Below are 12011 nucleotides of genomic sequence, written 5' to 3'. Positions count from 1 at the left end.
AGTCGGTCCGGCCCTCGGTCCGCCCCCAGCTGAACGGTGGGACTCGGGCGCGGTCAGGAACTCATCGCTGCGCAATCATCATCATCTGGGTCTCCGAGCACGGCTCGGCGCGTAGTACATCAGCGTAGTACCCTGCGTGGAATGGGCGAGGTACCCGTTCGCGAGCTCAACCAGGACACTGCGGGAGTCCTCGCGCGAGTGAAGCGCGGCGAGGAGCTCGACGTGACAGAGCGCGGCGTTGTCATCGCGCGGCTCGTGCCCGCACAGGCGCACCCGCTCGCCGACCTCATCGCCGCCGGCACACTGCACCCACCCACCCGTCGGGGCCCGGTGCCGCGTCCGGTCGGTGCGGTGCGCACCGATTCCGAGGCGGGTGCCGTGCTGCGGGAGATGCGTGACGACGAGCGGTTCTGATGATCTACCTCGACACGGCCGCGCTGGTGAAGCTGCTCCGCCCCGAGCCGGAGAGCGACGCGTTGGCCGACTGGCTCGACGACCGCATGGACACACTCTTCGTGACGTCGACGTTGACCGAGGTCGAATTGCCGAGAGCGCTGCGACGGATCGACCCGGCACTGCTCCCCCAGGTCCCCCCGCTCCTCGAACGGCTCGCCCGACACGAGATCGACCGCACCGTCCGCACTGCCGCGGCGGCATACGACGGGACCGAGTTGCGGTCGCTGGATGCCATCCACCTCGCGACGGCTCACGTAGTCCTCGGATCCCGCATCACCGCGTTCGTGACCTACGACAGGCGGCTACTGCTGGCCGGCGCGAACCTCGGGATGCCGGTCGCGAGCCCCGGCGCTGCCACGCACGCCTGATGGCGAGTGGCGAGCAGCCACCTCCGACCGCGGACGTGCGGACTCGACCGGCCCCCGGGGCGCGGGGGCCAACGAGATGACGAGGCCGCAGACCAGGCTCGCCAGGATCAGGTAGACGGCGATCGCTGCGGAGGTGCCGAACTCGGTCAGCAGCAGGGTTGCGACGATCGGCACGGGAGCCGCGGTGACCGCGCCCCCGAGGTGGTAGGCCACCGACGAGCCGGTGTAGCGCGCCTTCGGCGGGAACAACTCGGCGATGAAGCCCGCGACCGCGCCGTAGACCAGGGCATGCAGAACGGGGAGGGCCAGCAGGTAGGCCGCGACGACGCCGGCGACGGTGCCGGTGTCGAAGAGGAGGAAGACGGGGAACGCGCCGACCGCGACGACGGCACTCCCGGCCATCAGGAAGTTCTTCGTGCCCGTCCGGTCGGCGATGATCGCGAACAGCGGCAGGGTCACCACCTGGACGGCGGAGGCCACCAGCAGCGCGGTGAGGACGAGGCCCCGGCTCAGCCCGAGGTGGACCGGGCCGTAGCTGAGGAAGAACGTACTGGCCAGGTAGAAGACCGCGTTCGGGGCGAGCAGGCACAGCGACCCGACGACCAACGCCCTCTTGTGCGACGCGAAGACGTCGGCCGCCGGCAGCTTCGCGACATCGCCGCCGCTCCGGAGAGCGAGGAACTCCGGTGATTCCGTCACGCGCATGCGGATGTAGAGCCCGACGACGATCAGGATCGCCGAACACAGGAAGGGGATCCGCCATCCCCAGCTCAGCAGTTGCTCCTCGGGCATGAGGGTCACCAGGAAGAAGGCGCTGCTGGACAGGAAGGTTCCCGCGGGCACCCCGGCCTGGGGGAAGCTGGCGTAGAAGGCCCGGCGGTTCGGTGGCGCGTGCTCCAGCGACATGACGACGGCGCCGCCCCACTCGCCGCCGACGGCGAAGCCCTGGACGAACCGCAGCGCCACCAGCAGGATCGGAGCCCAGATCCCGATCGTCTCGTAGGTGGGCAGCAGCCCGACGGCGAACGTGCCGGCCCCCATCATGACCACGGAGAGCACGAGCATCTTCTTGCGCCCGATCCGGTCACCGAAGTGCCCGAACACGAGCCCGCCGACGGGACGTGCGAGGAACGCGACCGCGAGCGTCGCGAACCCGGCGAGGGTGCCCGCGAGCGGGTCGAGGGTCGGGAAGAACAGCGGGTTGAACACCAGAACGGTGGCCGCGCCGAAAACGAGATAGTCGTACCACTCGATCGTCGTGCCGATGAAGCCCGCCACGGCGACCTTCGCGGCCGATGGTTTCGTGGTGACCTGTGCTGCGGAACGCGTCGTCGACATTCCTGGCTCCCTGATCTCGGACGAACTCACTGGATGCTGCGGCCACCGTCGACGTCCAGGCAGACCCCGGTGAGGAAGCCGGCCTGGTCGGACGCGAGGTAGAGGATGCTGTGGGCGACGTCCTGGGCGGTGGCGGTGCGCGCCATCGGGATTCCGGCGACCCAGCTCTCGCGGAGGTCGTCGGGGAGGTCGTCGGCGCCGGTGAAGCTCTTGACGAACCCCGTTTCGGAGATGACCGGGTTGACGGCGTTCACGCGCACGTCGGGCCCCACCTCGGCGGCCAGGCCGCGGGTCAGGGTGATGACCGCACCCTTTGTCGCGTTGTAGATCGTCAGGCCGGGTCGAGGGCGCTTCGCCGCGATGGAGGCGACGTTCACGACCACTCCCCCACCTCGGCGGCGGAGCGCGGGGACGGCGTACTTGCAGCCGAGGAACACGCTGCGCACGTTCACCGCGAGCTGCTGGTCCACCGTCTCCACGTCCAGATCGACGAGCGCTGCCGTGCGATGCGGCACACCGGCGTTGTTCACCATCACGTCGATGCCTCCGAAGGCCGACTCGGCGGTCTCGACCAGGCTGCGCATGGCGTCCGCATCGGTGACGTCGGTGGTGACCGCGATCGCCGAGGGCAGATCGGCGGCGAGCTTCTCCGCCCCCGCCGAATCGATGTCGGAGACGACCACGTGCGCCCCCGCGGCGGCGAACGTCCGCGCGATCGCGGAGCCGAATCCGCCGGCCGCGCCGGTCACGACGACGACCCTGTTCCTGAACGACAGTTCCATGACCACTCCTGTGTGAACTCGGGTGTGCTCGGGTTCCGGGCTTCGCGACGGCTCGTCGCGAGCGTCATCCACCACGGGTCAGCGCGATCCGGTCATCCGGCGCGGGTCGAGCAGCTCGGAGAGCTCGTCCTCCCGCAGGTCCGTGCGCTCGCGGGCGACCTCGCGGATCGTGCGTCCGCTGGTGCGGGCCTCGGCGGCGATGGCGGCCGCCTCGTCGTATCCGATGCGGGGAGACAGCGCGGTCACCATCATCAGACCCCGCTCGACCGCTGCCGGTCCGGCCGACGTGGCACGGATCCCGCTGATGCACCGGTCGGCGAAGACGGTGGCCGCGCCGGCCAGGAGCTCGATCGACTCCAGCAGGCTGTAGGCGACGATCGGGGTCATCACCGTGAGCTCGAAGCTGCCGCGGCCGCCCGCCAGCGCGATTGTCGCGTCGTTTCCCGTCACCTTGGCCGCGACCTGGCACACGGCCTCCGCGACGACCGGGTTGGTCTTCCCGGGCATGATCGACGAGCCCATCGAGAGGCCGGGCACCTCGATCTCGCCCAACCCGGCGCGCGGTCCGCTGCTCATCCAGCGCACGTCGTCAGCGATCTTGAGGAGGCCGACCGCAGCCGTCCGCAGGGCGCCCGAGGCGAACACGACCGCATCGAGGGTGTTCTGGGCCTGGAAATGGTTCTCGGTTTCCCGCAGCTCCACGTCGAACTCGGCGGCCAGGGCCGCGACGACCCGGCCGGCGAACCCGGGATGGGTGTTGAGGCCCGTTCCGACCGCCGTGCCGCCGAGCGCGACCTCGGCCAGGCCGCTCTGCGCGGAACGGAACCGGTCGAGGGTGCGTTCGATCTGGCCGGCATGCCCGAGGAACTCCTGCCCCAGCCGGATCGGGACCGCGTCCTGCAGGTGGGTGCGCCCGGGCTTGACGACGTCGTCGGTGGCCTCGGCGAGCGCACGCAGCGATGCCGCGAGGTGCGAGAAGGCGGGCACCAACCGGTGCGTGATCGCCGCCTGCGCGGTCAGGTGGACAACGGTGGGCGTGACGTCGTTGGAGGACTGCCCGAGGTTCACGTGGTCGTTCGGGTGGACCGGGCGCTTGGTCCCCAACGGCATGCCGAGCAGCTGGTTGGCCCGGTTGGCGATCACCTCGTTGGCGTTCATGTTCGTGTTGGTGCCGCTGCCGGTCTGGAACACGTCGACCGGGAAGTGGTCGTCGAGCAGGCCGTCGGCCACTTCGCCCGCCGAGGCCACGATCGCCTCGGCGAGCGGCGGAGCGAGCAGACCGAGATCGGTGTTCGCGCGCGCGGCGGCCCGCTTGAGCGACCCGAGCGCAGCGGTGTAGCTGCGTGGAAGGCGCAGGTCGCTGATGGTGAACGTCTCGACCGCGCGCTGGGTCTGGGCTCCCCACAGTGCGCTGTCGGGGACCATCACGGCACCGCCGAAGTCGACCTCCTGTCGCGACCCGCGAAACCGCGCGACGACGGGTTCGGCACTCATCGATCGACGTCCACGGCGACGTACTTGAGCTCGAGGTACTCCTCGATGCCGGCCCTGCCGCCCTCCCGGCCCAAGCCGGACTGCTTCATGCCCCCGAAGGGCGCAGCCGGGTTCGAGACGAACCCGCGGTTCAGCCCGACCATCCCGGTCTCGAGCCCCTCGGCGAACCGGATCGCGCGGCCCGTGTCACGGGTGAAGACGTAGCTCACGAGCCCGGCCCGGGTGGCATTGGCCGAGCGGAGGACCTCCTGCTCGTCGGTGAACGGCGAGATCGCCGCGACCGGCCCGAAGATCTCCTCCTCGACCATGCGCGCGGAGGACGGGACCTCGCTCAGCACGGTCGGCGGGTAGAAGTAGCCCGGCCCGGACGGCACAGCGCCTCCGGTGTGGACGCGAGCGCCACGGCCCACGGCGTCGTCGACGAGCGTGGCGACCTTGTCCCGCTGGTCGGCGTCGATCAGCGGGCCGACCTCGACCCCCTCGTCGATGCCACGGCCGACCACCATCTTGCTCATTCGTGCCGTCAACCGGCTCGTGAACTCCTCGGCGACGTCCGCGTGCACGTAGAAGCGGTTGGCGGCGATGCACGCCTCACCGATGTTGCGCATCTTCGCGATCATCGCGCCGTCCACCGCGGCGTCGATGTCGGCATCAGCGCACACGATGAACGGCGCATTCCCGCCCAGTTCCATCGACGTCTTCAACACCTTGTCCGCCGAACTCGCGATCAGTTTCCGGCCGACATCGGTGGATCCGGTGAACGACAGCTTCCGGAGCCGGTCGTCGTGCATCAGCGGCTCGGCGACCGCCCCGGGGTCGGAGGTGGTGACGACGTTGAGCACCCCGTCGGGAAGACCCGCCTCGCCCAGCACCGAGGCGAGCAGCAACGCCGTGAGCGGGGTCTGCTCGGCAGGCTTCAGGATCATCGTGCAGCCGGCCGCGATCGCCGGGCCGATCTTGCGCGTCGGCATGGCCAACGGGACGTTCCACGGTGTGATGAGCAGGCTCGGGCCGACGGGCTGGCGCATCAGCACGATCCGTCCCGAACCACCGGGCTCGACCGCGAAGTCACCCTGGATGCGCACGGCCTCCTCGGAGTACCAGCGGAAGAACTCGGCGCCGTATGCGACCTCGGCGCGCGACTCGGCCAGCGACTTGCCCATCTCGAGCGTGATCAGCGCCGCGATCTCCTCGGTGCGCTCGACGAGGAGGTCGTAGGCGCGTCGCAGGATCTCGCTGCGCTCACGTGGAGCCGTTGCCGCCCAGGAGCTCTGCGCCGCCGATGCGGCAGCGAGGGCATCACGGGCGTCCTCCGCCGAGCCGTCGGCGACCTCGCAGAGCGACTCGCCGGTCGCCGGGTTCTCGACCGCGAAGGTCCGTCCGCCGGCGGCGGCGCGAAATCGGCCCCCGATCAGCAACCCCTTCTCGATCCCACCCAGCACCTCGGCTTCGGAAAACGTGCCGCTCATCGCTTCGAGGTCCTCACTCTTCGCTTCGTCCAGCCCGATCGGCCGCAACTGTGCATCGACGGAATGCCGTTGTCACCGTCAGTGCAGGAGAATGGCCATCCACGACCAGGACGAGTCGTCGATCCGTACGGCATCGCCTGCTCGTATTCAGGATCGGAGATCACCCATCCAGTTCTGGAGGTCGCGCTGCCGCTCGTCGTGCAACGGCGTGCGCTGCCCGCCGAGTCGCGGAGTGGGTCGCCGACGGCGAACTACGATGGCGCGATGCTCTCGCCGTCATCGAGCGCCGCGTCGGATCTGATGCCGAGGCTGGTGTTGCTGCACGCGATGACAGAGCGTGGTCACCTCAGCGCAGCGGCCGAGGCGGTCGGCGTGCCCCAGCCCACGGCAACGCGCTGGCTCACGGCGTTGAGCCGGACCGTCGGTGTGGCACTCACCCAGCGGGTCGGCAGGCGGATCGAGCTCACCCGGGCCGGCGTCGCGCTGGCCGAGGCGGTGGGTTCGGCGCACACCACGTTGGCCATGGGTGTGGCACGAGCACACGAGGCCGCCGACCCGGGTCGGGGGCAGATCGTGTTCGGGTTCCTCCGGACGCTGGGAGCGAGCCGGGCACCGGAGCTCCTGCGGGCCTACCGCGCCACCCGCCCCCGCGTCCGGCTGGCGTTGGTGCAGGCAGCGCACGAGGAACTGATCGAGAAGCTGCACGACGGGACGATCGACGTCGCCATGAGCTCGGTGCGGACCAGCGACGTCGACATCGTCGCGACCGAGCTGTTCAAGGAACCGTTCGTCCTCGTCGTCCCTGCCGACCACCGGCTGGCACGCCGGGAGTCGGTCCGCCTGTACGACTGCCGGGACGAGACCTTCGTCGGTCTCTCCGTGGGTATCGCCCTGCGTCGCAAGGTCGACGAGCTGTTCGGCGCGGCCAGGGTCCGGCCGCGCTACGGGTTCGAGACCGAGGAGGTCGAGACCGTGCGCGGTCTCGCCACGGCGGGCGTCGGCGTCGCGGTCCTGCCCGCCCGCCACGGCGGATCCCTCGCCGGCTCCGTCGAGGTACCGATCGTGCCCCGGCACCACCGCAACATCGGGTTGCTCGTCTCGACCCGTCGTCCGTTGGAGCCGACGGCGGAGGGCTTCCGCCTATGGGCTTCCCAGCACGCCTGGACACGGTCCCTCCAGCCCCGGCGGACGTCCGGACCGGTGTGACACCCGCCTGCCACCGCGTGCGGTCCGTCGTGTTCTACCGGTGACCCTGGTGCTGTGCGTCGGCGCCCGGGCCGGATGCGGCCCAGCTGGCGAGGATGTCCATGGCCCGCCGTGAGGGGGACGCGGGTTCGGTGGTGTAGACGAACAGGGTCGTGTCGGGGTCGCCGGGCGGGGTGAGGGTCTCGAACTCGACGGTCAGGTCCCCCACGAGGGGGTGACGCAGGCGCTTCGCGCCGTGGGTGCGCTGGTGCACCCGGTGCTGCTCCCACCACTGGTCGAACTCGCGGCTGTGCCCGCGCAGCTCGCCGACGAGCTCGACGGTGGCCCGGTCGTCGGGGTCGCGGCCGACCTCGAAGCGCAGGCTCTCGACCGCGGCCCGGGCCTGGTCGGACCAGTCCACGAACAGCGATCGGGCGTGCTCGTCGAGGAACATCCAGCGGGCGTAGTTCCGCTGGGTGGCCGGCAGCTGGTCGAAGTCGGTGAACAGCGCCTTGGCCATCGGGTTGGCGGCCAGGACGTCGGTGCGGCGACCGAGGATCAACGCCGGCTCGCCGTCGAGGGAGTCGAGGAGCTGGTAGAGCCCGGGACGCACGCGCTGCACAGCGCGGGCCCGCGGACGGGCCGCCGCCGTGGGCAGCCCGATGAGGTCCTCCAGGTGCGCACGTCCGGCGGCGTCGAGGCCGAGGGCGCGACCGATCGCCTCGACCACGGCTGGGGAAGGCGTGATGCGCCTGCCCTGCTCGAGGCGGGCGTAGTAGTCGGAGGACACCCCGGCCAGCAACGCGACCTCCTCGCGGCGCAGCCCCGGCACCCGGCGAACCCGCCCGTCGGGCGGCAGGCCCGCCCGCGTCGGGTCGCCCTGGCTGCGGGCACGCCGCAGGAAGTCGGCGAGTTCGCGGTTCGTCGCGCGGTTCGTCGCGCGGTTCGTCGCGCGGTTCGTCGCTGCCACGGGGCACATCCTCCCCGATCTCGCCCGTCCATGACTGGTCCTGTGCGTCCTAGGTCGCGCAGGACCAGGTTGCACAGGGCGCGGGATGAGCCCCCGCGGCGGGTCCTCGCACGCCACTCTCGGAGTCGCGCCGATCACCGGCGAAGAAGGAGCGAGAGGATCGACATGAGCAACGGCAAGGTTCTGATCGTCATGTCCGCCGCAGCCGTCTGGGAGCGCACCGACGGCTCGGCGTATCCGACCGGGTATTGGGCCGAGGAGCTCGCTGCACCGCACGAGCAGTTCGTGAAGGCCGGATACACGGTCGACTTCGCTTCCCCGGGCGGGGTGCTCCAGCCCCTCGACGCGCACAGCGCCGATCCGTCGCTCGCGGGACCGGAGGCCGCTCGCTGGGTGGAGCGCGCGGAGGAGGCGCTGCGCGAGTTCGGGCCGCTGCTCTCGCTCAGCGAGGTCGACATCGCCGACTACGTCGCGGTGGTCCTGCCCGGTGGGCACGGCCCCGTCGTCGACCTGTACCAGGACGCCACCCTGGGCCGCCTGCTCACCGCGGCGGACGCAGCCGGAAAGCCGATCGGCGCCGTCTGCCACGGGCCGGCGGGGCTGCTGTCCGCCGTGGACTCCGAGGGCGAGTGGCTGTTCTCCGGGCGGTCGATGGCCGCGTTCACCGACGAGGAGGAGCAGATCTTCGGCACCGCCGAGGGCGCCCCGTGGCTGCTGGCCACTCGGCTGCGCGAGAGGGGCGCCAAGCATTCCGGTGGAGCGCCGTACCAGCCCTACACCGTGCAGGACGGGAACCTGTTCACCGGCCAGAACCCGGCCTCGAGCGCGCCCATGGCCGACGCGATGATCACCGCGCTCGCGGGGTAGCACCTGACCGCGACGGCGGGACGAGGTTGACCGGGTGTGGAATGGATTCCATACTGGAATCCATTCCACACACCGACGGCGCATGCTGCGATGCCGCGCCATGGAGGTTCGACGATGACCCCGACCGCTGGTCGGTCCCCCTTCTCCCTGCTCATGCACCTCGCGGGGGACGAGGAGCAGCTGGGCATCTTCTCCGAGCAGAGCTCGATCGAGAGCTGGCTCGCCGCAGAGCGGGCACTCGCCCTCGCCCAGGCCGAGCACCGCGTGATCACCCGGGAGGATGCCGACGCGATCGTCGACGCCGCCCGGCTGCGCAACGTCGACGACGAGACCCTCTGGAAGACCGCCCGCAACGTCGGCTACCCGATCCTCGGCCTGGTCCGCGAGGTCTGCGCCGTGCTCCCACCCGGTCCCGACGGCCGCGTCCACTACGGCGCGACCACCCAGGACATCATGGACACCGGGCTCGCGCTGCAGATGACCCGCTCGTTGACCGCCCTCGACCGCGCACTGGGCCGGGTCGGTGATGCCCTCGCCGCGCGGGTCGCGGAGCACGCGGCGACGGTGATGGCCGCCCGCACCCACGCCCAGCAGGCCGTTCCCACCACCCTCGGTGCCACGCTGGCCACCCTGCTCGCGCAGTTCACCCGGCAGCGCGAGCGCCTCGCACAGGCCGCGCCGAGGATCACGCTGGTGTCGCTGTTCGGCGCCGGCGGTACCGCGGCCGCGCTGGGCCCGCGCTCCTCGCAGGTGCGCGCGACGATGGCCGAACTGCTCGGACTGCACCACACCGACGTCCCGTGGCACGTCGACCGCGACGGCGTCGCGGAGTTCGGCTGGCTCTGCACGACGGTCACCGCCACCTGCGCGAAGCTGGCCCGCAACGTCGTCGACCTGTCCCGCACCGAGATCGGCGAGGTCTTCGAGCCGTTCGAGAACCATCGCGGCGCGTCCTCCACGATGCCGCAGAAGGTCAATCCGATCTCCTCGGAGGTCGTCATCGGACTCGCCGGCACCGCAGGAGCGCTGGCGTCGTCGCTCGCCCGGCTGCAGGAGGCAGGCCACGAGCGGGCCGCCGGCGAGTGGCAGATCGAGTGGCAGGTCGTCCCGCAGCTCGCGGTGCTGGCCGGGACCGCGTTGTCCGAGACGCTCGTCATCGTGGAGGGCATGCGCGTCGACGCCGCGCGGATGCGCGCCAACCTCGAACAGGACGGCGGGCTGGTCATGGCCGAGGCGCAGATGATCTCCCTCGCCGCGGCGATGGGACGCGAGCACGCGCACGACCTCGTCTACGAGGCTGCCGCACGGGCGCGGACGACCGGCCGCACGCTGACCGAGGTGCTGCCCGAGGTGGCCGGCGAGAAGGGCAAGCGGGACCTGCTGCCCGACCCGCTGGTCGCCGCCGACGACTACGTCGGCGAGGCGGGCCGGATCGCCGACGCCGCGGTGCGCGGCTGGTCCGCCGCCCCGGCGATCCCGCTCGTCGACACCGCGATGTCGGAGCTGGCCACATGAGCGCCCCGGCCGAATCCGCCGTCGTCGTCGAGGGGCCGCAGAACCGGTTCGACCGCGTCCGCTCACGGGTCGGCGCCTTCGCCGTCCTCCCGCTGATGGCCCTGGCCCTGTTCTGGCCCGGCGGCATGCCGGTCGCGCAGCGGGGGATGCTCGCGGTGCTGGCGTTCGTGATCGTGCTGTGGATCTGCGAGACGATCCCGATCGCGGCAACGGCGCTGATGGGCATCGCGCTGCTGGTCCTGCTCGGCGTCGGCACGCCGTCCGAGGTGTTCGGGGCGTTCGGCTCGCCGACGGTGTTCCTGGTGATCGGCGCGTTCCTGCTGGCCCGGGCGATGACGGTGCACGGCCTCGACCGCCGGTTCGCGCTGCGGGTGCTGTCGCTGCCCGGGGTCGGGAACAGCACCTACCGCACCGCCCTGGCCTTCGGCGTCGTCGCGATGCTGCTGGCGACCCTGGTGTCGGCGTCGGCGACCGCGGCGATGCTGCTGCCGATCGGTGTCGGCGTCGTCCGCACCGTCGGCGACCTCATCCAGGAGCAGGACCCCACGATCACCGGCCACCGCACCCGGTTCTCCTGCCTGCTCATGCTGGCGATCGCCTACGGCGCGGGCGTCGGCTCGGTGCTGACCCCGATCACCGGTATCGCGAACGTCATCGGACGCGGCGCCGTCGAGGAGATGACCGGCTACCAGATCCCGCTGTTCGACTGGCTCGCGATGTCCGCGCCTTACGTCCTCGCGCTCGGTGCGGCCATGTTCACCGCGCTCGTGCTGCTGAACAAGCCCGAGGCCCGGCGCATCCCCGACGGGCAGGAGCACTTCCGCGACGCCCACCGCGCGCTCGGGCCGATGACCGGTGGCGAGCGCAACGTGCTGCGGATCTTCGTGGTCACCGTGACCCTCTGGGTGGTGCCCTCGCTGCTGGAGACTCTCGGCCTGGTCACCCCGGACACGCTGCCGGCAACCGCCGTCGACCGCCTCAACGAGGGCGCCGTCGTGGTCGCCACGGCAGGCCTGCTGTTCTTCCTCCCTGCACGCGAGGGGGGTCGGACGCTCACCTGGCCGGACGCAGCGAAGATCGACTGGGGCACCGTGGTGCTGGTCGGCGTCGGTCTGACCATCGGCCGGATGATGAGCGGGACCGGCCTGGCCGACACCATCGGGGCCGCGGTCGCGGACCTCACCGGCGTGCAGTCGACGGTCCTGCTCTGCCTGGTCGCGATCGTCCTCGGCATGGTGATCTCGGAGACCACCAGCAACACGGCCTCGGTGGGGATCGCCGTACCGATCATCATCCCGATCGCGATCGCCATCGGGGTGGATCCGCTGATCCCGGCGATGGCCGCGATCTTCGGGGGAAATGCGGGCGCGATGCTGCCGGTCTCGACGCCGCCGAACGCGATCGTCTACGGCTCCGGCTACGTCCCGATGATCCGCATGATCCGCACCGGCGTCGTCGCCGACCTGGCGACGATCCCGCTGATCCTGCTCGCGACGGTCGGCATCGGTTCGATGATCGGACTCGCGCTCCCGTGACGCGATGAGCACGATCCCGGCCAGTAGGTTCG

The 12011-nt window shown here is 71.0% G+C and carries 11 protein-coding genes; 6 read left to right on the top strand and 5 right to left on the bottom strand.

Annotated features, from left to right (window positions below; genetic code table 11):
• Positions 1-141: 141 nt before the first annotated feature.
• Together CFP66_RS19155 and CFP66_RS19150 are read left to right on the top strand one after the other, a co-directional pair.
• Positions 142-414: a type II toxin-antitoxin system Phd/YefM family antitoxin gene (locus CFP66_RS19155; RefSeq protein ID WP_094926102.1), complete on the top strand. Its 273-nt coding sequence runs from the start codon at positions 142-144 to the stop codon at positions 412-414.
• Complete coding sequence (locus CFP66_RS19150) at positions 414-824, top strand: type II toxin-antitoxin system VapC family toxin (RefSeq protein WP_094926099.1); 411 nt, start codon at positions 414-416, stop codon at positions 822-824. The genes CFP66_RS19155 and CFP66_RS19150 overlap by 1 nt, the downstream gene beginning before the upstream one ends.
• Here CFP66_RS19150 and CFP66_RS19145 read toward each other — a convergent pair.
• The 4 genes from CFP66_RS19145 to CFP66_RS19130 all read right to left on the bottom strand — a co-directional run bounded on the left by CFP66_RS19145 (position 759) and on the right by CFP66_RS19130 (position 5907).
• Positions 759-2162, bottom strand: coding sequence for an MFS transporter (locus CFP66_RS19145; protein WP_094926096.1), 1404 nt, complete (start codon positions 2160-2162; stop codon positions 759-761). The genes CFP66_RS19150 and CFP66_RS19145 overlap by 66 nt on opposite strands.
• Before the next feature lie 26 nt (positions 2163-2188).
• A complete protein-coding gene (locus CFP66_RS19140; RefSeq protein ID WP_094926093.1) occupies positions 2189-2944 on the bottom strand; it encodes an SDR family oxidoreductase in 756 nt (251 codons plus the stop codon).
• Positions 2945-3022: 78 nt separating this feature from the next.
• On the bottom strand, positions 3023-4438 hold the full coding sequence (locus CFP66_RS19135; protein ID WP_094926090.1) for a lyase family protein: 1416 nt from the start codon (positions 4436-4438) through the stop codon (positions 3023-3025).
• The gene (locus CFP66_RS19130; RefSeq protein ID WP_094926288.1) at positions 4435-5907 is read right to left on the bottom strand and encodes an NAD-dependent succinate-semialdehyde dehydrogenase; all 1473 of its coding nucleotides are present in this window, start codon (positions 5905-5907) and stop codon (positions 4435-4437) included. Before CFP66_RS19130 ends, CFP66_RS19135 begins: the two co-directional genes overlap by 4 nt.
• 264 nt (positions 5908-6171) lie before the next feature.
• On the opposite strand from CFP66_RS19130, the gene CFP66_RS19125 reads away from it, so the two are divergent.
• On the top strand, positions 6172-7113 hold the full coding sequence (locus tag CFP66_RS19125; RefSeq protein ID WP_158228149.1) for a LysR family transcriptional regulator: 942 nt from the start codon (positions 6172-6174) through the stop codon (positions 7111-7113).
• 34 nt (positions 7114-7147) lie between these two features.
• On the opposite strand, the gene CFP66_RS19120 is transcribed toward CFP66_RS19125, so the two are convergent.
• Entirely contained in the window at positions 7148-8062 is a 915-nt protein-coding gene (locus tag CFP66_RS19120; protein WP_233159544.1) for a helix-turn-helix transcriptional regulator, read from the bottom strand.
• A gap of 165 nt (positions 8063-8227) precedes the next feature.
• On the opposite strand from CFP66_RS19120, the gene CFP66_RS19115 reads away from it, so the two are divergent.
• From CFP66_RS19115 to CFP66_RS19105, 3 genes are all read left to right on the top strand, one after another.
• A complete protein-coding gene (locus CFP66_RS19115; RefSeq protein WP_094926081.1) occupies positions 8228-8929 on the top strand; it encodes a type 1 glutamine amidotransferase domain-containing protein in 702 nt (233 codons plus the stop codon).
• Between the two features lie 114 nt (positions 8930-9043).
• Entirely contained in the window at positions 9044-10444 is a 1401-nt protein-coding gene (locus CFP66_RS19110) for a lyase family protein (RefSeq protein ID WP_094926078.1), read from the top strand.
• Complete coding sequence (locus CFP66_RS19105) at positions 10441-11979, top strand: DASS family sodium-coupled anion symporter (protein ID WP_094926075.1); 1539 nt, start codon at positions 10441-10443, stop codon at positions 11977-11979. The genes CFP66_RS19110 and CFP66_RS19105 overlap by 4 nt, the downstream gene beginning before the upstream one ends.
• Positions 11980-12011: the final 32 nt, after the last annotated feature.

This window comes from Pseudonocardia sp. MH-G8 (genome assembly GCF_002262885.1).
Taxonomy (GTDB): Bacteria; Actinomycetota; Actinomycetes; order Mycobacteriales; family Pseudonocardiaceae; genus Pseudonocardia.
This window is presented reverse-complemented; position numbering and strand designations above follow the sequence as displayed.